This window comes from Stenotrophomonas sp. AS012628, assembly GCF_010608305.1.
Lineage (GTDB): Bacteria > Pseudomonadota > Gammaproteobacteria > Xanthomonadales > Xanthomonadaceae > Stenotrophomonas > Stenotrophomonas geniculata.
Window position 1 is genome coordinate 1 of sequence record NZ_VMBJ01000035.1, and the last position, 23,760, is coordinate 23,760.

21 protein-coding genes and 1 riboswitch are annotated in these 23,760 nt (G+C 66.7%); of the genes, 7 read left to right on the forward strand and 14 right to left on the reverse strand.

What is annotated here, in order from left to right; translation table 11 throughout:
* Positions 1-43: 43 nt before the first annotated feature.
* The 3 genes from G5A07_RS15085 to G5A07_RS15095 form a co-directional block, all read right to left on the reverse strand.
* A complete protein-coding gene (locus G5A07_RS15085; RefSeq protein WP_019338658.1) occupies positions 44-436 on the reverse strand; it encodes a hypothetical protein in 393 nt (130 codons plus the stop codon).
* Positions 437-519: 83 nt separating this feature from the next.
* Entirely contained in the window at positions 520-1,416 is an 897-nt protein-coding gene (locus G5A07_RS15090) for a siderophore-interacting protein (RefSeq protein WP_019338659.1), read from the reverse strand.
* Positions 1,417-1,557: 141 nt separating this feature from the next.
* A complete protein-coding gene (locus G5A07_RS15095; protein ID WP_010482798.1) occupies positions 1,558-2,784 on the reverse strand; it encodes a multidrug effflux MFS transporter in 1,227 nt (408 codons plus the stop codon).
* 314 nt (positions 2,785-3,098) lie between these two features.
* A riboswitch (glycine riboswitch) is annotated at positions 3,099-3,201 on the forward strand.
* A 62-nt stretch (positions 3,202-3,263) separates the two neighbouring features.
* Here G5A07_RS15095 and gcvP point away from each other — a divergent pair.
* The gene (gene gcvP, locus G5A07_RS15100) at positions 3,264-6,131 is read left to right on the forward strand and encodes an aminomethyl-transferring glycine dehydrogenase (RefSeq protein ID WP_019338660.1); all 2,868 of its coding nucleotides are present in this window, start codon (positions 3,264-3,266) and stop codon (positions 6,129-6,131) included.
* 92 nt (positions 6,132-6,223) lie between these two features.
* On the opposite strand, the gene G5A07_RS15105 is transcribed toward gcvP, so the two are convergent.
* From G5A07_RS15105 to G5A07_RS15115, 3 genes are all read right to left on the reverse strand, one after another.
* A complete protein-coding gene (locus G5A07_RS15105; RefSeq protein WP_005418291.1) occupies positions 6,224-6,634 on the reverse strand; it encodes a VOC family protein in 411 nt (136 codons plus the stop codon).
* Positions 6,635-6,773: 139 nt separating this feature from the next.
* Positions 6,774-8,141 (reverse strand): amino acid permease, encoded by a 1,368-nt coding sequence (locus G5A07_RS15110; protein WP_043399061.1) that lies wholly within the window; start codon positions 8,139-8,141, stop codon positions 6,774-6,776.
* Between the two features lie 82 nt (positions 8,142-8,223).
* A complete protein-coding gene (locus G5A07_RS15115) occupies positions 8,224-8,946 on the reverse strand; it encodes an AraC family transcriptional regulator (protein WP_043399063.1) in 723 nt (240 codons plus the stop codon).
* 114 nt (positions 8,947-9,060) lie between these two features.
* Between G5A07_RS15115 and G5A07_RS15120 the strand changes: the two genes are divergently transcribed.
* Complete coding sequence (locus tag G5A07_RS15120; RefSeq protein WP_191863534.1) at positions 9,061-11,151, forward strand: catalase; 2,091 nt, start codon at positions 9,061-9,063, stop codon at positions 11,149-11,151.
* 22 nt (positions 11,152-11,173) lie between these two features.
* Complete coding sequence (locus tag G5A07_RS15125) at positions 11,174-11,674, forward strand: hypothetical protein (protein ID WP_159360455.1); 501 nt, start codon at positions 11,174-11,176, stop codon at positions 11,672-11,674.
* Positions 11,675-11,781: 107 nt separating this feature from the next.
* On the opposite strand, the gene G5A07_RS15130 is transcribed toward G5A07_RS15125, so the two are convergent.
* Positions 11,782-12,063: a hypothetical protein gene (locus G5A07_RS15130; RefSeq protein WP_134734757.1), complete on the reverse strand. Its 282-nt coding sequence runs from the start codon at positions 12,061-12,063 to the stop codon at positions 11,782-11,784.
* A gap of 347 nt (positions 12,064-12,410) precedes the next feature.
* Between G5A07_RS15130 and G5A07_RS22505 the strand changes: the two genes are divergently transcribed.
* Positions 12,411-13,034 (forward strand): hypothetical protein, encoded by a 624-nt coding sequence (locus G5A07_RS22505; protein WP_159360456.1) that lies wholly within the window; start codon positions 12,411-12,413, stop codon positions 13,032-13,034.
* A 47-nt stretch (positions 13,035-13,081) separates the two neighbouring features.
* Here G5A07_RS22505 and G5A07_RS15140 read toward each other — a convergent pair whose 3' ends face one another.
* Positions 13,082-15,208, reverse strand: coding sequence for a methyl-accepting chemotaxis protein (locus G5A07_RS15140; protein ID WP_191863535.1), 2,127 nt, complete (start codon positions 15,206-15,208; stop codon positions 13,082-13,084).
* A gap of 235 nt (positions 15,209-15,443) precedes the next feature.
* On the opposite strand from G5A07_RS15140, the gene G5A07_RS15145 reads away from it, so the two are divergent.
* Positions 15,444-16,403 (forward strand): murein L,D-transpeptidase, encoded by a 960-nt coding sequence (locus tag G5A07_RS15145; RefSeq protein ID WP_191863536.1) that lies wholly within the window; start codon positions 15,444-15,446, stop codon positions 16,401-16,403.
* Positions 16,404-16,407: 4 nt separating this feature from the next.
* Positions 16,408-17,055 carry a M23 family metallopeptidase gene (locus tag G5A07_RS15150; RefSeq protein WP_191863537.1) on the forward strand — a complete coding sequence of 216 codons (648 nt, stop codon included), beginning with the start codon at positions 16,408-16,410 and terminating at the stop codon, positions 17,053-17,055.
* Positions 17,056-17,059: 4 nt separating this feature from the next.
* Here the strand turns inward: G5A07_RS15150 and G5A07_RS15155 are convergent, their stop codons facing one another.
* The 6 genes from G5A07_RS15155 to hflK form a co-directional block, all read right to left on the reverse strand.
* Positions 17,060-17,485, reverse strand: coding sequence for a DUF4259 domain-containing protein (locus G5A07_RS15155; protein ID WP_191863538.1), 426 nt, complete (start codon positions 17,483-17,485; stop codon positions 17,060-17,062).
* Positions 17,486-17,930: 445 nt separating this feature from the next.
* Complete coding sequence (locus G5A07_RS15160; RefSeq protein WP_191863539.1) at positions 17,931-18,569, reverse strand: hypothetical protein; 639 nt, start codon at positions 18,567-18,569, stop codon at positions 17,931-17,933.
* Positions 18,570-18,696: 127 nt separating this feature from the next.
* Positions 18,697-19,989: an adenylosuccinate synthase gene (locus G5A07_RS15165; RefSeq protein ID WP_010482787.1), complete on the reverse strand. Its 1,293-nt coding sequence runs from the start codon at positions 19,987-19,989 to the stop codon at positions 18,697-18,699.
* 317 nt (positions 19,990-20,306) lie between these two features.
* Positions 20,307-20,492, reverse strand: coding sequence for a DUF2065 family protein (locus G5A07_RS15170; protein WP_005414170.1), 186 nt, complete (start codon positions 20,490-20,492; stop codon positions 20,307-20,309).
* Between the two features lie 68 nt (positions 20,493-20,560).
* The gene (locus G5A07_RS15175) at positions 20,561-21,424 is read right to left on the reverse strand and encodes a protease modulator HflC (protein WP_010482785.1); all 864 of its coding nucleotides are present in this window, start codon (positions 21,422-21,424) and stop codon (positions 20,561-20,563) included.
* Complete coding sequence (hflK, locus tag G5A07_RS15180) at positions 21,421-22,554, reverse strand: FtsH protease activity modulator HflK (protein WP_191863540.1); 1,134 nt, start codon at positions 22,552-22,554, stop codon at positions 21,421-21,423. The genes G5A07_RS15175 and hflK overlap by 4 nt, the downstream gene beginning before the upstream one ends.
* Positions 22,555-22,707: 153 nt before the next feature.
* On the opposite strand from hflK, the gene G5A07_RS15185 reads away from it, so the two are divergent.
* Complete coding sequence (locus G5A07_RS15185) at positions 22,708-23,703, forward strand: YhdH/YhfP family quinone oxidoreductase (protein ID WP_191863541.1); 996 nt, start codon at positions 22,708-22,710, stop codon at positions 23,701-23,703.
* Positions 23,704-23,760: the final 57 nt, after the last annotated feature.

Below are 23,760 nucleotides of genomic sequence, written 5' to 3' on the forward strand. Positions count from 1 at the left end.
CCGCTGCGCTCGCCGGGCATGGCCCGGCGCTACCCACGGCGGATCAGCTGTTCTTCTTCGCCGCCATCGCCGCGGCCAGCTCGGCCTTGAATTCCTCGAAGGTCTGGCCTTTCTCCTGCGCTTCGGCCTGTGCGGCATCGCGCAGTGCATCGGAGTACATCAGGCGCACCGGCGTGCCATTGCGCTCGTGCAGCTCACCGGCCTGCATGATCAGCGCCAGCACCTGCGCAGCGCTCTCGCTGTGGCCCGCGATGCGGCCGTCCATGCCCAGCACCCATTCACCGTCGCGGCGCACGACACCGGCCAGCAGGGTGCGCTGAGCATCGCGCAGTTCGGCATGCGGTTCCACCGGCGACGCCTGCGCGGCGGCCTTGTTGGCGGCCTGCTTTTCCTGGCGACGGCGCTGGTCGCGGCGGGTCTTGGAACTGGTGGACATGGTGCGGTACCGCTGCGAAGGGGGGCGCAAGGATAGCGCACCCCGCCCGCAGCGCTGCTTCACGCGTGCTCGATCCAGTCAGGTCAGTCCAGCACCTTGCCATGCCGCCAGTAGCCCATGAAGGTGATCGCGCGGCGGTCCAGCCCGCAATCGCGCACTAGGTGGCGGCGGATCGCCATCACCGCCCCCGCCTCACCCGCCACCCAGGCATACAGCGGACCGGCCACGCGGGTATCAGCCTGCTCCCAGAGGATCTGCGTATCGACGTCGATCTCCTCCAGCGCATCGCCGGCAGCCACGCTCGAGGTCGCTGCCAACCGCGCCTGGACCGCCTGCAGCAACGGCTGTCCGTAGGCGGCCTGCCCGCGCGGCAGCCAGACCAGCTCGGCGCTGGAGGGCGCCTTCAGGTGCACCGCATCACCGGCCTGCGCCACCTCCAGCAGCGCCAACGTGCGCGGTGGGTCGACCATGGCCGCCAGTTCCTCAAGAATTCCGGCCACCGCCGGCAGCGCGGTTTCATCCGCCACCAGCAGCACCTGGCCGACTCCCGCCGGCGGTTTCCATTCCCAGCCTTCGCTGCTGTCGGCACAGTCGGCATCGGGGGCCAGCAGCACTACGCGGTCGCCCGGTCGCGCGTGGATGGCCCAGCGCGAGGCCGGCCCGGTCTCGCCATGAAGCACGAAATCAACGTCGACCTCGCCCTGCTCGGCGCGCAGGTGGCGGATGGTGTAGGTGCGCATGGGCGGGCGCTGGTCGTCCGGCAGCGCCCGGTAGCGCGGATACCAGTCCTCGCCGCTGGGCACCTGCGGCACGTCCTGGCCGGGCAAGGGGAAGAACACCTTGATGCGCTGGTCCGGGCCTTCGGTCTTCATCCGCGCCACGTCGGCACCAGTGAACACCATGCGGTCCAGGGAAGGGGAAAGAACGCGGCGCTCCTTCAGCGCCACCTCGAACAGGCGATAGGTCTGCTGCGCAGCCATGGGGGAACCTCATGCAACGACATCGGATCGGCTGGCTGTCGTGCATCCACGCACCGGCTGGCTGGAGTCCCCAGCCTAGTCCGGTCGTTCCTCGCCGCAAGCGTTACGGGCATCGCGGCCTGCCCTACCCCTGCGCGCTGCTCAATGGCCCGTGCAGGCTGCCTGCGCCGCGCGTTCACGCTGGTGTTCCCAGTACCAGAAAACGAATCCGGCGCCGAAGAACGCGGCCTGGCCCAGCGCCAGGTGCAGCGGGCTGGCACTGAGCAGCGGCGACACCACGCCGGCCACCACGGTGCTGATCATCAGCTGCACGAAGGCCTGCAGCGACGAGGCCAGGCCGCGCTGGTGCGGGTACATGTCCAGCACCGCCAAGGCCAGGATCGGGAAGATCAGGGCCATGCCCATGCCGCCCAGGAAGATCGGCAGCACCGCCCACGGCAGCACGAACTGCGGCGACAGCGCCACGTAGCCGACATTCAGCAGCGCCGACAGCGCGCACAGGCTGAAACCGATGGCGACCTGGCGTGTGGGCGTGGTGTGCCCGGCCATGCGCCCGGACAGGAACGAGCCGGTGGTCATGCCACCGATGGTGGGGATGAACAACCAGGCGAAACCGCCCTCGCCCAGGTGCAGGTGCTGCATCACGAACACCGGTGCCGAGGAGATGTACAGGAAGATGCCGCCGAAACCGATGCTGCCGGCCAGCGCCAGGCGCAGGAAGCGCGGGTTGAAGCCGATGCGCACGTAGTCACGCAGCAGCACGCGCGGCGACAGCGGCACCCGTGCCTCGACCGCATGGGTTTCCGGCAGGAAGCGCGCGGTGGCCGCCAACAGCACCAGCCCGAACACCACCAGGAACCAGAAGATCAGCGGCCAGCCGGCGCCACTGAGCAGGATCCAGCCACCGATGATCGGTGCGATGGCCGGAGCGATGCCGAACAGCATCGACACCTGGCTCATCAGCCGCTGGGCATCGTGGCCGTGGTACAGGTCGCGGATCACCGCGCGGCCGACGATCATGCCGACACCCGCCGACAGGCCCTGCAGCGCGCGGAACGCCAGCAGCGTGGACAGGTCGGTGGACAGCGCGCAGCCGACCGAGGCGCCGACGAACACCACCAGACCGCCCAGGATCACCCGCTTGCGGCCCCAGGCATCGGACAGCGGGCCGTGCGCCAGGCTCATCAGGCCGTAGAACAGCAGGTACACGCTGATGGTCTGCTGCACCGCCACCTCGTCCACCGCCAGGCGCTGGGCCAGCTGCGGGAACGCCGGGAAGATGGTGTCGATCGAGAACGGGCCGAACATGGCCAGGCCGGCAAGCAGCAGGGCCATGCGGCGGGTGGAAGGGGCAACAGCGGCGGTCATGGAGGAAGCGTCCGGCAGGGCCATGCGGGGCACGCACGGCGGGCGCCGGTCCCGCAACAACGGGGACGGCGCCAGATGAATTCGGGTATCCGCCCATCATAGGTGGGGATTGCGCCTGATGCCATGCAGCACTGCACAAAACGCACGGCCGGGCCATCGGCCATTCAGGCGCGGCGGCACCGACCGGCGGCACCGACCGGCGGCCGCTGGCCGGGCCCGCAACGGGCTATAATCGGCGGGCAACACGGTGGGAGAAGCGGAACACCGCTGCCGAAGGCGCAACGCCCGTAATCGCTCAGGCCCGATACCACCCGTAACACAACTCTGGAGAGACCGGTTCGATCCGGCGCCGAAGGGGCACGAAGCTGCGGTTTTCCGCGCTTTTAAACTCTCAGGCAAAAGGACAGAGGGGCGCCCCGCAGACCGCCGACCGGCGGCTTGTGCCCGTGCGTGTGCCCTTTCCTGACGGATCCTTCGCCATGTCCCAGAACACCCCTTCCCTGCGTGAGCTCGAGCACCACAACGCGTTCGTCGAGCGCCACATCGGCCCCAACGACGCCGAGATCGCGCAGATGCTCGATGTCGTCGGCCACGCGTCGCTGGATGGCATGACCGATGCCATCGTGCCGGCCAAGATCAAGTCGCCGGCGCCGCTGGCGCTGCCGGAGTCGATGACCGAAGTACAGGCACTGGCGAAGATCCGTGCGATCGCCGACAAGAACACCGTGCTGCGCAGCTTCATCGGCCAGGGCTACTACGGCACCCACACGCCGAACGTGATCCTGCGCAACATCCTGGAAAACCCGGCCTGGTACACCGCCTACACTCCGTACCAGGCGGAAATCTCGCAGGGCCGCATGGAAGCGCTGATCAACTTCCAGACCCTGTGCGCCGACCTGACCGGCATGGAAATCGCCAACGCCTCGCTGCTGGACGAAGCCACCGCCGCTGCTGAAGCGATGACCCTGGCCAAGCGTTCGGCCAAGTCCAAGTCGGACACCTTCTTCGTGCACGACGCCGTGCATCCGCAGACGCTGGAACTGCTGCGTACCCGCGCCGAGCCCATGGGCATCGTGCTGCGCGTCGGCACCCCGGCCGAAGCGCTGGAAGCGGAAGCCTTCGGCCTGCTGCTGCAGTACCCGGATACCTTCGGCCAGGTGGGCGACTACAAGGCGCTGGTCGATGCCGTGCACGCGCGCGGCGGCCTGGTGGCCGTGGCCACCGACCTGTTGGCCCTGACCCTGCTGGCCGCCCCGGGCGAATGGGGCGCGGACATCGTGGTCGGCAACAGCCAGCGTTTCGGCGTGCCGTTCGGCTTCGGTGGCCCGCACGCCGCCTTCATGGCCTGCCGTGACGCCTACAAGCGCTCGATGCCGGGCCGCCTGATCGGTGTTTCGGTCGATGCCCAGGGCAACCCGGCCTACCGCCTGACCCTGCAGACCCGCGAGCAGCACATCCGCCGCGAGAAGGCGACCTCCAACATCTGTACCGCGCAGGTGCTGCTGGCGGTGATGGCCTCGATGTACGCCGTTTACCACGGCCCGGAAGGCCTGACCCGCATTGCCCGCCGCACCCATCGCCTGGCCTCGATCCTGGCCGCAGCGCTGCGCAATGCCGGCGTGCAGGTTGGTGGCGACTTCTTCGACACCCTGCATGTCACCGGCGTGCACGCCGATGAGATCCATGCCAAGGCCCGCGCCGCCGGCTACAACCTGCGTGCGATCGACAGCGACTCGGTCGGCATCAGCCTTGACGAGACCACCACCCGCGCCGACATCGTCGCCGTGGCTGCGGTGTTCGGTGCTTCGCTGGACGTCGACGCGCTGGATGCCAGCACCGCCGACGCGCTGCCGGCCGGCCTGCTGCGCCAGTCCGCGTTCCTGACCCATCCGGTGTTCAACACCCACCACAGCGAGCACGAACTGCTGCGCTACCTGCGTTCGCTGGCCGACAAGGACCTGGCGATGGACCGCACGATGATCCCGCTGGGCTCGTGCACCATGAAACTCAACGCCACCGCCGAGATGATCCCGGTGACCTGGCCGGAGTTCTCGCAGATCCACCCGCTGGTGCCGGCCGACCAGGCGCTGGGCTACAAGGAACTGATCGACACGCTGGAAGCGATGCTGGTCGAATGCACCGGCTACGACGCGGTCAGCCTGCAGCCGAACTCCGGCGCGCAGGGCGAGTACGCCGGCCTGCTGGCGATCCGCGCCTACCACCGTTCGCGCGGCGAAGATCACCGTGACATCTGCCTGATCCCGGATTCGGCACACGGCACCAACCCGGCTTCGGCACAGATGTGCGGCATGAAGGTGGTGGTGACCAAGACCGATGCCAACGGCAACGTCGATGTCGAGGACATCCGCCTCAACGCCGAGAAGTACAGCGACCGCCTGGCCGCGATCATGATGACCTACCCGTCCACGCACGGCGTGTTCGAGGAAGAGGTGGTGGAGATCTGCGAGATCATCCACAAGCACGGCGGCCAGGTGTACACCGACGGTGCCAACATGAACGCCCTGGTCGGCGTGGCCAAGCCGGGCAAGTGGGGTTCGGACGTTTCGCACCTGAACCTGCACAAGACCTTCTGCATCCCGCACGGCGGTGGCGGCCCGGGCGTTGGCCCGTGCGCGGTCAAGGAGCACCTGGCGCCGTTCCTGCCGGGCAAGCTGGGTGACAACGGCCCGGTCGGCATGGTCAGCGCGGCCAGCTTCGGCAGCGCCTCGATCCTGCCGATCAGCTGGATGTACATCGCGATGATGGGCCGCGAAGGCCTGCGCAAGGCCACCCAGGTCGCGCAGCTCAACGCCAACTACATCGCCAAGCGCCTGGCACCGCACTTCAAGACCCTGTACACCGGCCGCAACGGCCTGGTGGCGCACGAGTGCATCCTGGACGTGCGCCCGCTGGAGAAGACCAGCGGCATCGGCGCCGAGGACGTGGCCAAGCGCCTGATCGACTTCGGCTTCCATGCCCCGACCCTGAGCTTCCCGGTGGCTGGCACGCTGATGGTCGAGCCGACCGAGAGCGAATCGCTGCACGAGCTGGATCGCTTCATCGACGCGATGATCCAGATCCGCGAGGAGATCACCGCGATCGAAGACGGCCGCCTGGACCGCGAGGACAACCCGCTGAAGAACGCGCCGCACACCGCCACCGCGGTGACCGCCAGCGAGTGGACCCACGCCTACCCGCGTGAACTGGCTGCATTCCCGCTGGCCAGCCTGAAGCAGAGCAAGTACTGGCCGCCGGTGGCGCGCGTGGACAACGTGTACGGCGACAAGAATGTGATGTGCGCCTGCATTCCGGTCGATGCCTACAAGGATGATGAAGTCGAGGCTTGATTCCTCGCTGCATCGGTAAAGAGAACGGCCCGCGCAAGCGGGCCGTTTTCATGAGGGTGTGTGGACCAAAGTCCACACCCACAAACATCCGATCACGGGTCCGGCATCTGCCCCAGACTCAACTGCCACGACACGCCGAAGCGATCCTGCACCCAGCCGTAGCGGTTGCTGAAGTCATAGTCGCCCACCGGCATCAACCAGTGGCCGCCCTCGCCCAGCACACGCGCGGCGCGCTCGAACTGCTCGGCACCGGAACACTCGACGAACAGCGAGATCGACGGGCTGAAGGTGAAGTCGTGCACGTCCAGGCTGTCAAAGCACAGGTAGTGGGTGCCGCCCAGCAGGAAGATGGCCTGGCGGACCTGCCCGGGCACACCGGCACCGGCGCCCTCGGGGTGGCGCTGCAGGGCCAGCAGGCGGAAATCGGCGAAGGCTTCGGCGTACAGGGCCAGGGCGGCCTCAGCCTGGCCGGTGAACATCAGGAAAGGACGGCTGCGCAGCATGCGGTACTCCCGGTCGACGGGCCGCTTGCGGCCCACGCGATCAGGATGGCACGGCGGATGTATGCCTGCTGTAGAGCCGAGCCCATGCTCGGCTGGCGGCCACGCGAACAGCAGCCGACCGTGGGTCGGCTCTACAGAATCACGCCTCGCGCATGCGCCGCGCGATGGCGCTGCCAGCGGCGATCGTGGCGGTCAGCGCCACCATCGACAGGAACTGCAGGCGGGTGTGCGCCTCGCTCAGCAGCAGGCCGAAGATCAGCGCCAGGATCGCCAGCGCGCAGCAGGTCAGCCACGGGAAACCGGCCATGCGGAACGGCAGGCGAGTGCCCAGGCGATCGGCGCGGCGGCGCAGCACCAGCTGCGAGACCAGCGACAGCGTCCACACCAGCAGGCAGGTGGAACCGACGATGTTCAGCAGTACCGGCAGCACCCGGTCCGGAAACAGCAGTTCCATCACCGTGGCGGCGAAGCCGAACAGCACGCTGGCCAGCACGGCGATCACCGGCACCTGGCGCGGATCGGTCCAGCCCAGCACGGCCGGCGCTTCACGGCGCTGCGCCAGCGAGTACATCATGCGCGAGGCGCCGTAGAGGTTGGCATTGAGCGCCGACAGCAGCGCGATCACCGCGATCAGGGTGATGGCGGTGCCGGCACCCGGAATACGGGCAATGTCCAGCACAGCGGCGAAGGGCGACTTCAACGCTTCGCTGGTCCACGGCACCACGGCGATGATCACGCTCAGCGAGCCGATGTAGAACACCAGGATGCGCCACGCCACGGTGCGGATGGCACGGGCGATGCTGCGCTCCGGATCTTCGGTCTCCGCTGCCGCAACGGCCACGATCTCGGTACCACCGAAGGCGAAGACCACCACCAGCAGCGCGGCACCGATACCGGCCAGACCCTTGGGTGCGAAGCCGCCATGTTCGGTGAAATTGCTCAAGCCCGGCGAGGTCACCTGCGGCAGCCAGCCCATCAGCAGCGCCACGCCGATGGCGATGAACGCCAGGATCGCCGCGACCTTGAGGATGGCGAACCAGAACTCAAACTCGCCGAAGTTCTTCACCCCGAGCAGGTTGATCGCGGTGAAGAACAGCATGAAGGCCAGCGCTGCCATCGGTACCGGCACCGCAGGCCAGACCGTGGCCAGCAACCCGGCCGCGCCCACCGCCTCGGCGGCGATCACGATCACCAGCTGCACCCACCACAACCAGCCGACCGTGGCACCGGCGGTGGCGCCCATGGCGTCGGCCGCATACACCGAAAACGCGCCGCTGGTCGGTTTGGCCGCCGCCATCTCGCCCAGTGCGTTCATCACGATGATCACCAGCGCGCCTGCGACCAGATACGACACCAGCACTGCCGGACCGGCCGCCTGCACGCCCACGCCCGAACCGAGGAACAGGCCGGCGCCGATGGCGCTGCCCAGGCCCATCATGATCAGCTGGCGGGGCTTGAGCGAATGCCCGAGGCGGGACGGCGAAGCGGTCGGAATCGAGTTGGGCATCGGCGGGGCTGGCGGCGGGCTACAGGGGCGACACCTTACCCTGTCCCATGCCTGCGGGGATAGGCACAGCGCAGCAGGCGGCTCAGGCCAGCGCTGGCTCGCCGACACTGCCGCCGATGCGGGCGCGGTAGGCGCGCGGCGAGAAACCGGTTTCAGCCTTGAACTTGCGGGTAAAGGCGCTCTGGTCGCTGAAACCGCAGGCCTGGCCGATGCAGGCGATGCTGTCGTCGCCGTGCAGCAGGTGCATGGCCATCTGGATGCGCAGCCGGGTCAGCACCTGCTGAGGGGTCATCTGGAACACCTTGCGGAAACTGCGCTCCAGCTTGGACAGCGAAAAGCCGGTGATGTCCAGCAGGGTCTGCATGCGCACGTTCTCGGCGTAGTGCGCATTGAGGTGGGCCAGGGCCAGCCGTAGCTGCTCGTACTGGGTACCGAGGCTGTCCTTCTGGCCGAGGTCGCGGGAAATCCCGATCAGGCCCTCGATGGCCCCATCGACCACCAGCGGGCGCTTGCAGGTCAGGCACCAGCCCGGTTCGCGGTTGGCGAACAGGTGCAGCTCCATCAGGTTCTCGATCACCTCGCCGGACAGCACGCGGGCGTCCTGGTCGACGTAGTCCGCACTGAGCCCGGTCGGGTAGATCTCGGCCGCGGTACGCCCGATCACGTCCTTGCGCGCGCGCAGGCCCAGCCGCCGCAGCATGGTCTGGTTGACGTGGGTGTAACGCCCCTGAAGGTCCTTGATGAAAAACAGCACATCCGGGATGGCGTCGAACAGGGCTTCGATGTCGGCGGGCTCGACTCGCATGCAGCAAGCATACCCGAGCCTGCTTTTGCCTGTACGTTCACCTCTGCCGGACCTCGGTTTAACGGGGCTGGTTCCAGTGTCGTGGTTCCTTCTGATGATCCGGAGCCAACGTCAATGGCCGCCAGCAAGCCGACCGGCAAGCGCGCAACCGCCCCTGCCGAAAACCACCGCCGGGGCGATGGCGATGAACTGCACCAGCAGGCCGGGGGCACCCATCCGGTGATGACCACCGATCAGGGCATCCCGGTGGCGGACAACCAGAACTCCCTGCGGCAGGGGCCCCGAGGGCCCACGCTGCTGGAGGACTTCATCCTGCGCGAGAAGATCACCCACTTCGATCACGAACGCATTCCCGAGCGCATCGTGCACGCACGTGGCAGCGCAGCACACGGCTACTTCGAGCTGACCCGGTCACTGGCCGCCCATACCCGCGCGCGCATCCTGACCGAGGTAGGCGTCAGGACGCCCGTGTTCACCCGTTTCTCGACGGTAGCCGGCGGCGCGGGCTCGGTGGATACCCCCCGCGATGTGCGCGGCTTCGCGGTCAAGTTCTATACCAAGGAGGGCAACTGGGATCTGGTTGGCAACAACATTCCGGTGTTCTTCATCCAGGACGCCATGAAATTCCCGGACCTGGTGCACGCAGTGAAGATGGAACCGGACCGTGCGTTTCCGCAGGCCGCCACGGCCCACGACACCTTCTGGGATTTCATCTCGCTCATGCCCGAGTCGATGCACATGATCATGTGGGCGATGAGCGACCGCGCCATACCGCGTTCGCTGCGGATGATCGAAGGCTTCGGTGTGCACAGCTTCCGCCTGCTGAACGAGGCGGGAGAGTCGACCTTCGTCAAGTTCCACTGGCGGCCCAAGCTGGGTATCCAGTCCACGGTCTGGGACGAAGCGTTGAAACTGCAGTCGGCCGACAATGACTTCCATCGCCGCGACCTGTTCGAGGCCATCCAGCGCGGCGACTTTCCCGAATGGGAACTGGGAGTGCAGCTGTTTACTGAAGAAGAGGCCGACGCATTCCCGTTCGATCATCTGGACCCGACCAAGATCATTCCCGAATCGCTGGTGCCGTTGCAGGTCATCGGGCGCATGGTGCTGGACCGCTGGCCGGACAACTTCTTCGCCGAGACCGAACAGGTGGCGTTCTGCCCGGCCAACGTGCCGCCGGGCATCGACTTCAGCAACGATCCACTGCTGCAGGGCCGCCTGTTCTCCTACCTGGACACCCAGCTGCTGCGGCTTGGCGGCCCGAACTTCCACCAGATCCCGGCGAATGCGCCCAAGTGCCCGTTTGCCAATCATCAGCGCGACGGCCACATGCAGATGCAGGTGCCCAAGGGCCGGGTGGCCTACGATCCCAGTTCGCTGCAGGAGGACACCCCGCGCGAGACGCCTGCCGGATTCCGCAGCCATGCCAGCGCCGACGATGGCCGCAAGGGCCGTACCCGCGCGGAGAGTTTCGCCGACCATTACAGCCAAGCCCGCATGTTCTTCCGGAGCCTGGAAAAGCCGGAGCAGGCGCACCTGGCATCGGCGCTGGTGTTCGAGTTGTCCAAGGTGGAAACGCTGAAGGTGCGGGAGCGTACCGTCAGCCACCTGCGCAACATCGACGAATCACTGGCGCAGCGCGTAGCTGATGGGCTCGCGTTGCCTGCACTGCCCGACCCCGCGCCGACCGCCACGCCGGTGCAGGACATGCCTGCCGCTCCCGAGGTGCGCGTGATCGGGCGCAACAAGCCCACCCTGCAAGGGCGCAGCATCGGCATCCTGTTTGATGAGGGCTCCGACGCGCGCGTGATGGCCAGCCTGAGCAAAGCGGCCCGGAAGGCGGGTGCAGACGTGAAGCTGGTCGCGCCCAAAGTAGGCGGCGCCACGCTGAGCGATGGGGCGATGCAGGCGGCGGATGGGCAACTGGCGGGCACGCCATCGGCTGTGTTCGATGCGGTGGCCGTGGTGCTGAGCGTAGAGGCATCAAAGGCGTTGTCGAAAGAGAGCGCCGCGCTGGAGTTCGTCAGCCAGGCGTGGGCACACCTGAAGGCCATCGCCAGCGACGCGGGAGGCCAAGCGCTGCTGAAGGCGGCGCGGGTCGGCAACGATGCCGGCATCGTCGAAGCGGAAGACGCCAAGGCCTTCCTGGCGGCGGCCGCCACCCGCCAGTGGGCGCGTGAGCCCAAGCTGCGCCTGCTGGCCTGACCACAACGACAGGAGAATCGTCATGCCCCGTGGTGACAAATCCGCATATACCGAAAAGCAGAAGCGCCAGGCCGAGCACATCGAGGAAAGCGAACGTGATCGCGGCGCGAGTGAAGGCACCGCCGAGCGCATTGCCTGGGCCACCGTGAACAAGCAGGACGGCGGCGGCAAGCGTAGCGGCGGTGCACGCAAGGGCGCGAAGAAGGCGACCAGCAAGAAGGCTGCCAAGAAGGCGCCTGCCAGGACGTCGGCCACAAAGAAGGCCACAAAGAAGGCCACGACCAAGGCGACGGCAGCGAAGAAGGCACCTGCGAAGAAAGCGGTGGCAAAGAAGGCACCCGCTCGCAAGACTGCCACAAAGAAGGCCGCAAAGAAGACGGCGAAGAAGGTTGCGGCCAATAAGGGGAGTACGGCCGCCTCGCGGAGCGCCGCCGCAAAGAAGGCGGCGGCTACCCGTGCCCGAAAGGCAGCGACACGCAAGACCGCAGCGAAAAAGGCTGCCCGAACGCGGAGCAGAGATTGATCGTCCCCGAAAACGGGGAACAGCCCGCGCCCGCATCGCAGGCGCGGGATGTGTGGCGCAGCGCCTACTCTCGCTGGGTCGGTCCCAAGCGACCCGCGCACCTTACCTCAGCGGGACGGCCCCGCCGTCACTGCGGCTGAGGGCACCGGCACGGCAGCCGCCTGCAGCGTGCGCAACGCCGCGATCGGAATGGCCTCGGCACGCCGCTGCTGCGGCCACCAGACGAACAGGAACGCGCTGCTGGAACCGAGCAGGCGCGCAGTGCCCGGCAAAGGCGCGCGGTCGCCGTTCAACTGCAGGCGGATCACTTCGCCGCTGCCAGCGTTGTGGATCTGCCCCCCGCGCACCGTCACGTAGTTCGCCGCGCCCAGCGCCATGAAGGCGGCCACGCCAGGGTCATCGTGATCAGCGGGCGCCGGCCTACGTCCTCTCATATGGAGGAGTGAAGACCGAGCGATAACGGCCGTACGGCATCGGTGAGAGCGCGACTCACCTGCTCTGCCATCCAGAGACACTCGTGGCTCAGGCACACCGATGAAGGCAGTGCATGTCGCGCAGTTTGTCGTAAACGGCTATATCCCGTGCAGAGCAATCCGGAAGTCACCTGGCACTGCTGATCGCCGTCAGGGCCTCCTCGCTGGGCTCCCTCAAGGACAGATCATCGACATCCACCACCCTGTAGCTTCGCTCGGTGGTAGCGGCTACGTTGATTGACCCACTGACAGGGATAGTTGAGATGAAGAATGTGAACCGAGTTCTGGCGGCCAGCGTGCTGATGCTTGTACTGGCGGCATGCAGCAGTTCCCAGACCGCCAACAAGGGCAATTTCGGCAAGGCTATTCAGAAATATCTTGATACCAAGAACGGACTCTGCGCTGCTTTGCCCGCGCGGGAACTCCCCTTCAGACTGGCCAACGATGGCAGCTTGGGAGAGCGCGCGCGCCTGCAGGCCAACGCCTTGGTCGAGGCCGGGTTGCTGAGCCGCCAAGCATCTGAAATGAAATCGATGTTTGGCACATCGACCGTACCGGCTGGCGAGTACGCGCTTACTTCCAAAGGAAAGAAGTTCCTCGTAGAAGGCGGCGCAGAAACAATTGCAGGTCAAGCAGCGTTCTGCACCGGCAAGTTCAGGGTGACAGAGGTGGACACCTTTACCGAGCCCAGCGAGATGATGGGCGTGAAATTGTCTCAGGTGAACTTCCGCTACAAGGTCGAAGATGCGGACAGCTGGGCCAGATCGAAAGAGGTCCAGGCCAGCTATCGTAACCTAGCGGATCAAGCCAAGGACGAAATCGATGGCAAAGCGACGCTCGTGCTGACCAACGACGGCTGGATGCACGAGCGCTTGTTCAAGCGCTGAGGGCTTCTCGGTCGGCACGGCACTTTGCCGTGCCGACGCGGTGACGGTCAGGCCGCGCGCGCCACCACGGCGCTGGCTGCACCGTCCTGCTCGATCTGGAACACCGACACCGATGTGGTCAGCGCATGCGCCTGTTCTTCCAGCGCGCGGCTCGCCGCAGTGGCTTCTTCCACCAGGGCCGCGTTCTGCTGGGTCACCTGGTCCATCTGCACCACCACCTGGTTGACCTGCTCGATACCGGCGGCCTGCTCCTTGCTGGCCGCTGCGATGTCGCTCATCAGCTGGGTGGTACGCGAACTGGCCTGGGCCACGCGCGCGATTGCAGCTTCGGATTCAACGGTCACCGCCAGGCCACTCTTCACCTTGGCAGCGGCGTCTTCGATCAGCTCCTTGATTTCCTTGGCGGCGACACCGGCACGCTGCGCGAGCGTACGCACCTCGCTGGCGACCACCGCAAAGCCACGCCCCTGCTCGCCCGCGCGCGCGGCTTCCACTGCAGCATTCAGCGCCAGGATGTTGGTCTGGAACGCGATGCCGTCGATCACCGTGGAGATTTCCGAGATGCGTGCCGAGGACTGATCAATCTCGCCCATCACCGATGCCATCTGTGCCATCGCCTGCTCGGTCTCGCGCACGGCGGCACCGGCAGCGTGCGCTTCGCTGTCGGCCTGACGCGCCAGTTCGGCGTTCTGGCGTACGGTGGAGGTGAGCTCCTCCATCGACGCGGCCGCTTCTTCCAGATTGGCCGCCTGCTGCTCGGTTCGGCGCGACAGGTCGTTGTTGCCGGCGGCCAGTTCCTGCGCCGCGTTGTTGATGCTGTCGGCAGCCACCTGGATGCCGCGGACGATGCCGGTCAGCTGCGCGGTGGTGGTGTTGGCATCGTCGCGCATGCGCGCGAACACACCGTCGTACTCGCCATCCATGCGTGCGGTCAGGTCGCCGTGCGAGATCGCGCGCAGCACGTCGGAGACATCGGCAATGCTGGACTGCGAACTGGCCATCATGCCGTTGAGGTGCTCGACCATCGCCTTGAACTGGAACTGGAACTCAGTGGCATCGCCACGCATGCTGAAATCACCGGCACGCGCGGCGCGGGCCAGTTCATCGATCTGCGCGTTGATCGCCATCAGGCTCCGCTTCACCGCGGCCAGGGTGCGGGTCAGCGTGCCCTTCTCGCCCGGGTAGTCCGGCAGGTCGCGGCTGAGGTCACCGATGGCGTAACGCTGCATCACTTCAGCCATCAGCAGTTCCACCTGCACGTGCGATTCGACCAGGCTGTTGGTCGCCTGCACCATGCGGCCGAAATCGCCAGGGAACGCACTGGCGTCCATGCGATAGCGGATCGCGCCCGCCTCATGCTGTTCGGCCATCTGCAGCTGCGCGCCGATCGCTGCCTGCACGCTCTGCCGCACGCTGGCCATCGCCTCGCCCAGCTGGGTCAGCTCGTCACGCCCACCGAGGCGGAATTCCTGGTCCAGCTGGCCCTTTGACAGGCGTTCGGCCAGGTTCACCGCGCGGGCCAGCGGGCCGGTCAGGCTGCGGCCGATCATCACCGAAGCGCCGATGCCGACCAGCAATGCTACGCCGCCGAGCACCAGCAGCTGCAGCAGGCTGCGCTCGCCGAGGCGGATTGCTTCGGCTGCGGCGGTGCGGCTTTCCTTCTCTTCGAAGTCCACGCCGTCGGACAGCGCCTTGTTCCAGCCATTGGCCGCTTCCTGCACCAGGCCCAAGGTCAGCGCCACCGCACCCGGGTAGTCACCCTGCTCCATCAGGTCACTGGTCTGCTTGTTGAGCGGGCGTGCGATGGCGCGCTTGGCGGCAATGGTTTCCGCGATGGTCTTGCCCTGGGCGTCGCTGGGCAGCGCCTGGTAGGCGGTCCAGCTGGCCTCGTAGCGCTTGACCAGATCGGCGATGCGCTGCTCGTCGTGTCCGCGGTCTTCGCCCTGGCGGATCAGCATCTCGCGGCGCACCACCATCATCTGGTTGTTGGCATCGAGCATCTGCGACAGCAGCCGCACCTTGGCCACGCTGACGTCGACCACCTGCTGCATCGCGCGCTTCTGCACGACACTGGCGGTGGCGCCAGTGGCCACCACGGCGGCAACCAGCAGCAACAGCAGGCCAAAGCCCAGCCCAAGACGCCAGGCAACCCTGACATTCCTCAAGTAGTTCATGGGTACATCCAAAACGGGGGGATGTGGCCGTATCGGCCGCGCCACCGGCATTCTTGATCGGCAACGCGCACGCGCGTCGGTAGCTGTTCACCTTGGTGAGGCCACGCATGGTGCTTCTGCGACAAGGGCCCGGGCCATCCCAGGGCTGCCCTGCTCATGCCGGCATCAGGTTGCTTTCACGGGGGCTGCGCAGCCTCTGCGGGCAGGGTGGAGCGGCCATCTGCCGGAGATCTCCATGCCCGTACACCGTCCCGCCCTGCTCGCCCTGTCCTTGCTGGTGTCCCCCGCCTTCGCGCAGGTGCCGCCGCCAGCCCGGCTGCCGGAGCCTATTGCCGAGAAGGCCGGACCCGATACCGCGGCGCGCTCGCCACTGCACGCCCAGGTGCTGCTGGATCGCGCCAATTTCTCCCCGGGCGAGATCGACGGTGAAGTCGGCAGCAACCAGCGTCGGGCCGTGGCCGGCTTCCAGGCGGCCCACGGCCTGACGGTGAGCGGAGAGCTGGACGATGGCACCTGGAAGGCTCTCCAGGCTGAGACGATCGCGCCGCTGGCCAGCTACACGCTGACGGCCGAGGATGTTGCCGGTCCGTTCCAGTCCATTCCCAGGACACCCGCCGCACAGGCAAAGCTAAAGTCGCTGGGTTACAGCAGCGTCGAAGAAGCGCTCGGGGAACGCTTCCACGCGTCCCCTGCCCTTCTGAAGGTGCTCAACCCCGGCGTCGACCTGGCCAAGGCCGGCAGCCGCATCCAGGTGCCCAACATCGCCCCCGCGGCATTGCCGAAGGCGGCGAAGGTCGTGGTCGACAAGTCCGATTCCACTCTGCAGTTGCTGGATGCGCAGGGCAAGGTGATCGCACAGGTGCCGGTGTCGTCCGGCAGCCAACACGATCCGCTGCCGATCGGTGAGTGGAAGATTCTCGGCGTCCATCGCGACCCGCCGTTCCACTACAACCCCAAGCTGTTCTGGGATGCGCGCAAGGGCGAGAAGAAGGCCACGCTGCCGCCCGGTCCGAACAATCCGGTCGGCCGGGTCTGGATCGATCTGTCCAAACCCCACTATGGCCTGCACGGAACGCCGGTGCCAGGCCATGTCGGCAAGACTGAATCGCATGGCTGCGTGCGCATGACCAACTGGGATGCGCTGCGCGTGGCCGATGCGGTGGATACCTCCGTCCCCGTGGTGATGCAGGAGTAAGCCGATGCGTCTTTCGCAGCTGATCGTGCTGGGCGTGCTGCTGGGGCTGGGTGCTGGCTGGTGGCTGCGTCGCGATGCGAGTGAGCCGGTAGCCGCCTCGCTGCCGGGAGCGCCATCGGCGGTGGCCGCCGCGCCAGCGACGGAACCAGGAGCGCCACGCGCAACAGCCCCACCCGCCACCACTGCGCAGCCGGCCGCGCAGGCTGCGGATGCACCGTCCGGCCTGCTGCTGCCCGTGCAGGGCATCCTGGCCTCGCAGCTGCGCGATACCTTCACCGATGCACGCAGCGAGGGCCGCGTACACGATGCCATCGACATCATGGCCGATGCAGGTACGCCGGTACTGGCGGTGGCGGATGGCACGGTGGAAAAACTGTTCGACAGCGAGCGCGGTGGGCTGACGATCTACCAGTTCGAGCCCAGTGGACGCTGGTGCTACTACTACGCGCATCTGCAGCGCTATGCCGATGGCCTGGCCGAAAAGCAGGTGATCAGGCGCGGCGAGGTGATCGGTTATGTAGGCAGCACCGGCAACGCCAGTGCCGACGCGCCGCATCTGCATTTTGAGGTACACGTGCTGGGGCCGGAGAGGCAGTGGTGGAAGGGGGAATCGATCAACCCCTACCCATTGCTGCGAGCAGCCGGACGCTGACGCGTCAGCCGATCACGCTGCTTGCGGCGCGCAGGCCTTCCTGCAGCCTGTTCACTTCGACCATCCATTCGTCCAACGAATCGAATTCCTCTTTCAATTCCCGCAGTTCACAGTCCTCGGCCTGTACACGTTGGACAGCGAGTTGTGCAAGCGACAACATCGCTGACGATGGCACGTGATCGCATGCCTTGACCCAAGCGATCAACGCTTCTTCCTCGGCAATGGCAGCCGTCGGCTGGCCCAACAGTGCCAGCACCACCTCTGCAGCCGCGACCGCCCTGCCCGCTTCAGGTGCCTCCAGGTAATCATCGGGGTTGATAGCCGCGCGCAGCGCTTCCTCCACTATCGAGAGATCCGTGCATTCCGTCAGATCGCAGACCAGATCGCAGGCATCGTCATTATCAAATGAACCGTGTCCCCATGCGCCCATGTGATTGCTCCTCATTGGCAGGCAGATACCGTGCAGGACCCGCACGGTAGTCATCCATCATGTTGCTGACGACGAGTCTCCGCCAGCGAAAGCTGCATGCAAGACGCCATGCGTGGCGGCAGCCATTGGCACGCGGCGATCCCCGGCAGACTCCCGCCTGTCGTCCCGTGTTGATTTAAGGTGAAAAGCGACAAGATCCTGTTCAGACCGATGAAGCGCTGTGGTCGCGTAGAGACTGGATTCTCCGCAGCCAAAAATGTCGCGCGCACTGAAGCGACGCTCCACCCGCGCATGAAGACCAACAGCAGGTCGATGCGGCTGAATTGAACCGCCCTTTGACGTCAGCGCAGAAAGACCGGCGGGTTGTTACCCGGTATGGGCATGATCCTACCCATCTCGGGCATGTTTCCGGTGATCCATGAGCGCCACCACACTGGGTCTGGCACTACCTCGCGGGAGTGCGGCGCTGCCAGCGCCGCAAGGTGAACGTGAATACCGCCCAGGCAGCCCCCGGAATCAGCAGGAACATCGCCGCCACCTTCCAGAAAAAGAACGGCCACAGCCAGACGTAATCCAGGTCGGTCAGCTTCAGCAGGTCCAGTGGGGGCTGCAGTTCGATCACGGCCGCCCTGCCCGCCAGCGCCGGGTCCACCTCCAGCACGGTTACCCGCAGCCATGAGCGTCCGCGTGGCAACGCATCGCCGCGGCCATAACCAAAGTAGGACGCCATGAGGCCGCTGGATTCAACCGACGCCAACCTACGATCGATGCCCTGCCCGGCCACTCCCGAACGCTCTCCTGCGCGGAAGTCCCCATGATCGGTGGGAGTGTCGATGCGCAGCAGCACTTCAGGGTCAGCCTCAGTACCGTCTGCGGCATACCGCAGTCGCAGCCGCAGTTGGTCATCAATGAAGCGGTAGACCGTCACCTCGGCCGTCGCGCCGGGGCTGAGCAGCAGCGGCAGGGTCTGGGTACGCGAGGCCAGATGGTTGGCGATGGCGCCGAGCGCCAGAACCGCGCAGGCGATGACCCACAGGCTCCACAACACCCACAGGGTGACCCGCACCACGGTCTCGCCTTTCACGCTGACATCCTGGTCATCGCTTCGCTTCCTCGCCGGCACTGGCAACACAGTAACGAAAAAGCCCCGCGTTCGCGGGGCTTCTTCCTTCTGCGACGCCAGGCATGGCCCAGCGCTACCGGTCACGCACTCAGGCGAACGGATCCTGCAGGACCATGGTGTGGTCGCGGTCCGGGCCGGTGGAGACGATGCTGATCGGGCAACCCGCCAGCTCTTCCAGCGAACGCAGGTAGGCACGTGCGGCCGGCGGCAGGTCGTCCCAGTGGGTGATGCCGTGGGTGTTCTCGCTCCAGCCCGGGAACTCCAGGTACACCGGGGTGCAGTCTTCCCAGCCCTGTGCGTCCAGCGGGGCGTACTCGGTGCGCTTGCCGTTGTATTCGTAGGCGATGCAGACCTTCAGCTTTTCCATGCCATCGAGCACGTCCAGCTTGGTGATGCACAGGCCGCTGATGCCGTTGATGGCCACGGCGCGCTTCAGCGCGACGATGTCCATCCAGCCGCAGCGACGCGGGCGACCGGTCGAGGCACCGTACTCGGCACCGCGGTCACGGATGCCCTGGCCGACTTCGTCGTCCAGTTCGGTCGGGAACGGGCCGCCGCCGACGCGGGTGGCATAGGCCTTGGCGATACCCAGCACGTAGTCGATCGAATCGGCGCCGACGCCAGAACCGGCCAGCGCACCACCGACGGTGGTGTTGGAGCTGGTGACGTACGGGTAGGTGCCGTGGTCGATGTCCAGCAGCGCACCCTGCGCGCCTTCGAACAGCACGCGCTTACCCTGCTTGCGCAGGTCGTGCAGGATCCCGGCCACGTCGGACTTCATCGGCTGCACGTACTCGCCGAAGGCCAGCGCTTCGTCGAAGGTCTTCTGGAAGTCGACCGCATCGGTGTTCAGATACTTGGTCAGCACGAAGTTGTGGTAGTCCAGCGCGGTGCGCAGCAGTTCTTCGAGCTGCTTCGGGTAATGCAGGTCGGCGATGCGGATGCCGCGACGCGCCACCTTGTCTTCGTAGGCCGGGCCGATGCCACGGCCGGTGGTGCCGATCGCCTTGCCACCGGCAGCGCGCTCGCGCGCCTGGTCCAGGGCGATGTGGTACGGCATGATCAGTGGCGCGGCCGGGGAGATCTTCAGGCGCGAACGCACTTCCACGCCGGAGGATTCCAGCTCGGCGATTTCCTTCTGCAGCGCGGCCGGCGAGATCACCACGCCGTTGCCGATCAGGCACAGCGCGTCGTCACGCAGGATGCCCGACGGGATCAGGTGCAGGACGGTCTTCTTGCCGTTGATGACCAGGGTGTGGCCGGCATTGTGGCCGCCCTGGAAGCGCACGACGGCGCCGATTTCCTCAGTGAGCAGATCGACGATCTTGCCCTTGCCTTCATCGCCCCACTGGGCACCAAGCACTACGACAGACTGACCCATGACGGGCTCCTCATATGTTGCGGCCATCGGGGCCGCGGACGGGTAAACCGTGGCGGGGCTGGCCAGCACCTGGAGGGCGGCTCCAAACGGGGAGCAGCCGGCGATGGAAGGCCCAGACACGGAAAAAGCCGAACGGGGAGGCCCGTCCGGCTTTTGTGCATTATCCGGGTTTCCGGGGTCGGGTGCCACCTTTCCGACGGACGGCTTCACCGGCCGGTCAGGCCGGCGTCTCATGTAGAGCCGAGCCCATGCTCGGCTGCCTTCCCGCCGCTGCGCGGCGCCGCCCGAGCATGGGCTCGGACGCTACAGGGCGGGGTTCAGTGCCGCACCCACCACAGCAGGCTCAGGCCGGCCAGCAGCACCAGCCCGCCGAAGCTGCGCAGGGCCGGGCTGGGCAGGTCCAGCAGGCGCTCGGCCATGCGCTTCCAGGCGAACGGGGCGACGAACAGGAACAGGCCTTCCAGCACCGCGACCAGGCAGACGGCGGCGAACAGATCTTTCATGGGGGGACTCCGGAAAAAGCACGGGGCCCGGCGTCTGGCCGGGCCCCGTGGGGTAGTGCCCTGCGACCTCAGCGGTCGTTCTTCAGGTACTGCAGGAACGGGTCGTTCTTGTCCAGCACGATCACGCCGTTGCCGTCGGTCATGGAGCCACGGTAGGCCTCCAGGCTGCGGTAGAACGCGTAGAACGAGGGATCGGCCGAGCCGGCCTTGCCGTAGATACGGGCGGCATCGGCATCGCCTTCACCACGCAGGCGCTGGGCATCACGCTCGGCCTCGGCGATCAGCACGGTGCTGTCACGGTCGGCCTGGGCACGGATGGTCAGCGACTGCTCCTCGCCCTCGGCGCGCAGCTTGGCGGCTTCCTGCTTGCGCTGGGCGCGCATGCGCTCGTACACGTCATTGATCACCTGGCTGTCGGTGGGCAGGTCCACCTGCTTGATGCGCAGGTCGATCATCTGCATGCCGAGGCCGGCCACGGCTTCGTTGATTCCCTTCAGCTGCTCGGCGATCAGCTCGCTGCGGTCGCCGGAGACCAGCTGCTGCAGGGTGCGCGAGTTGATCTGGTTGCGCAGCGAGTCGGTGATGATCGGTGCCAGGCGGGCATTGGCGATCCGCGGATCGCCGCCGGTGGCACGGAAGTAGTCACCCACGTTGGAGATGTAGCCGATGGCGAAGAAGTCGACGCTGACGTCCTTCTGCTCGGCGGTGAAGTAACGCGCCGGCGCGGTGTCGAGCACCTGGAAGCGGCGGTCGAAGACCTTCACCGTTTCCACCACCGGCACCTTGAAGTGCAGGCCCGGCTTGATGTCCGAACGCACCACCTTGCCCAGGTTCAGGACCATGGCGGTCTGGTCCTCACGGACCACGTACACCGAGCCGAGCAGGCCCAGCACCACCGCCACGATCACGGCGATCCAGATAGGACTCTTCATCGGCTACCCTCCTCACGGCCGCTCGGTCGCCCGGTCGGGCGGCCCACCGGCCGGCCCGGATCACGGGAAGCTTCCGCCGCTGCACCCGGCAGCGACGGCATCACCACCTCCGGGTTCGTCACTCCCGGCGGAGCCAGGGTGGTGGGACGGGTATCGCCGGTCATCGGCACGTAGATCAGCTGGCGGCCATCACCACCGATCACCTTGCGGTTCTCGCTCAGCACCTGCTGCACGGTCTCCAGCCACAGGCGCTTGCGGGTCACTTCCGGGGCGTCCTTGTACTGGGCCTGCAACAGGCTGAAGCGCTGCGCGTCACCCTCGGCCTTGGACACCACGGCCTGCTTGTAGCCTTCGGCAGTGGTACGGGCACGCGAGGCCTGGCCTCGGGCTTCCGGCACGACCTTGGCGGCGTAGGCCTGGGCTTCGTTGATCAGGCGTTCCTTGACCTGCTGGGCGCCATTGACCTCGTCGAAGGCCGGCTTGACCTCTTCTGGCGGACGGGCGTCCTGCAGGGTCAGGCCGGTCACGGTCAGGCCGGTCTTGAACGCCTTCAGCAGCGCCTGCAGGCGCTCTTCGGCAGCCACGGCCAGCGGGCCACGGTTGTTCAGCACGGCGTTGAGATCAGCGCGGCCCACTTCTTCGCGCACCGCGCTCTGCGCCGACTGCTCCAGCACCTGGTTGGCATCGACCGTGCCGAACAGGTACTGCTGCGGGTCGTCGATGCGGTACTGGACGTTCAGCGAGACGTTGACGATGTTCTCGTCGCGGGTCAGCACCGGCACCTGGATCGAGAAGGTCTTGATCTCGGTGGCATTGACCTTGGTGACCGATTCGATCGGCCACGGCAGCTTGAAGTTCGGGCCGGGCTGCAGGATGCGCGAGAACTGGCCGAAGCGCAGCACCACGCCACGCTGCTGTTCGCCGATCAGCTGGAAGCTGGAGAACAGCACCAGCAACACCACGGCTGCCACCACCCAACGCACGATGCCACCGTCGAACAGGTCCTTCAGCGGCCCGGGCAGTCCGCCCCAGCCACCACCATTGCCACCGCCGCGCGACCCGAAGGGCCCGCGTCGATTGTCCTCGGGGCCTTGTCCGCCCTTGTTGCCGCCGGGTGTATTCCAGGCCATGCACGCTCCATCAAGATTTGGGCTGCGGCGCGGGCCCTTCCCGCACCGCCAGCCGTGAAACCATTACCGATCATACAAGATGGGGCGGATCGGCAGGATCGAAAGGGGGGCAACGGGGTAAGGTGGCGTTTTCCTCGAAGTCAGGCAACGCCGATGGCCCCCACCACCCCGTTCACCGCCTTCCGCATCGAAAACGACGACGCCGGCTACCGCAGCGGCCTTGCCCAGCTCCGGATCGACGACCTCAACCCCGGACAGGTGCTGATCCGCGCCCACTGGTCCTCGGTCAACTACAAGGATGCCCTTGCCGGTACCGGCAAGGGGAAAATCCTGCGCCGCTTCCCGCTCGTGGGCGGCATCGACGTGGCCGGTACCGTGGTCGCCAGCTCCGACCCGGACTGGCGTGAAGGCGATGCGGTGCTGGCCACCGGCTGCGGCCTCAGCGAGACCCGTGATGGCGGCTACAGCCAGTACGTGCGGCTGGAATCGCGCGCGGTGATCGCCCAGCCGGCCGGGCTGACCCCGCGCGAGGCGATGGTGCTGGGCACCGCCGGCTTCACTGCGGCGCTGGCCCTGCTGCGCATGCAGGACAACCGGCAGACCCCGGAACTCGGCCCGCTGGCAGTCACCGGTGCCAGCGGCGGCGTCGGTGCGCTGGCGCTGTCGATCTTCAGCCGTGCCGGCTACAGCGTGCACGCGGTCAGCGGCAAGCAGAACCAGGCCGATTTCCTGCGCAGCATCGGCGCCACCGAGGTACTGCCACGCGACGCGCTGGCCGATACCGGCCCGCTGCAGTCGGCGCGCTTCGGCGGTGGCCTCGACAATGCCGGAGGCGACATGCTGGCCAGCCTGCTGGCGCAGACCGTGCCCTACGGCAGCGTGGTCAGTGCCGGTCTGGCCGCCAGCCCGACGCTGGACATGACCGTGATGCCGTTCATCCTGCGCGGTGTCTCGCTGCTGGGGGTGTCCTCGGCCAATGCGCCGCGCGGGCTGCGCGAAGAGGTGTGGTCGCGACTGGGCAGTGACTGGAAGCCGCAGCACCTGGACCGCATCTGCACTGCCGAAGTCGGCCTGGATGGCCTGCCCGCCGTGTTCCAGCGGATGCTGGCCGGCGGCTCGCTGGGGCGCACGGTGGTGCGGATCGACTGAACGTCGCAGGCAGGCGACGGACGGCAGACGCGCCCCTCCCGCCGGTAATGTGCCCGC